Here is a 1,241-nt window from a genome sequence, read left to right as displayed (position 1 = left end):
ATTTCACCAAGTGGCTTATTCAACTCCAAAGTTTCCATTTCTCCATTGGATATTTTCTTTGTTACATATTCCATTTCTCCATTTACTATAAATGGTATATCTTCTTGTAAAGTTTCTTTTCTTTTTTGTTCCAACAAATTTTCTTGACTAATTACTTTAAATGCCATATAAACATCACTCCTTTTCTATTGTTGAGGTAATAATATAAACCAAATTACATTATTACTGTCTTTCCCATCTGTTACTCTACCAACTAGCCTATTACTTGTAGATGTAGTAGTAAATTTCTTAGCTGTATTATCCCAATAAATCAATTCTCCTGCCTCAAAAGCTTCTGATGCAACAATATTATCCGTTTCATATTCAGCTTGTTCTATTTGCAAAGTAACTTCATCACCTTTTTCTCCGTCTTGCATAGCGACTCCAAAAAATCCATTTATAAGGTAAAATTGTTGCGTTTTAGTGCTTTCACCATCTGAAAGAATAACTCTTACAGATTTCCCATCACTTATTTTTGCTCTTGTTATCTGTGTTATTGTGCTTGGCGTTGGTTGACCTTTAAATGCCATATATTTATCACTCCTTTATATTCTATTTTTCTTAGTTGTTAAACTTCCATTATTGCTAGAGTTTAATAATCCTGTTGTTGTTGGATTATCTTTATACATATTAGACATTGTATTTTTTACAAACTCATCATTTAATATATTTTCTATTTCTCCTGTTATTACTTCTTCACTTGAACATTCCTCAACATTTAACATTTTCTTAACTAATGTTTGAGCTATTTCACCTGACACTTTATCTTTAATTACTTTATTAACTATACAGTTCCAAGCTTCCTTTTTCTCATTTTCTAAAGCTTTTGAAGCCTTTTTTGCCACTTCAATTGTGTCCATCTCTCCTACTATTCCAAGTACTTTTTTCACTTCTCTTAATTCTTTTTCTGCTTTTAATGAACTTTTTACATCTTCCATCTCTCCTGTCACAATTTCCTTAGTTAAGCCTATTCCTTGTATGACCTCTGAATATGATATTTCACCAGTTTGCAGTAATCCTTTGACATTTTTTATTAACTCTTTTCCTTCCAATTTGTTTTCCTCTCCTTTCATTTCTCCTTTAGCTTCATAGCTTATTTTCTTTATTACTTCAATTTCTTCACCTAGATTTATTTTATTTTCAACTATAGTAAATGGTATACTATAAAGCTTACATAATCCATTTTGCTCCAACTCATATAT

Annotated in this window: 1 protein-coding gene and 1 pseudogene; both read right to left on the bottom strand. The window is 30.0% G+C overall.

What is annotated here, in order from left to right:
• Window positions 1–185 precede the first annotated feature (185 nt).
• Entirely contained in the window at window positions 186–569 is a 384-nt protein-coding gene (locus IC174_RS20625; RefSeq protein WP_227483919.1) for a DUF2190 family protein, read from the bottom strand.
• A gap of 15 nt (window positions 570–584) precedes the next feature.
• A pseudogene (locus tag IC174_RS20620) lies at window positions 585–1,241 on the bottom strand (hypothetical protein); the annotation flags it as partial.

Origin of the sequence: Clostridioides sp. ES-S-0001-03, assembly GCF_020676075.1 — a bacterium.
GTDB lineage: Bacteria > Bacillota > Clostridia > Peptostreptococcales > Peptostreptococcaceae > Clostridioides.
Note: the sequence above shows the minus strand (reverse complement) of the source record. Positions and strands in the feature narration are given on the sequence as shown.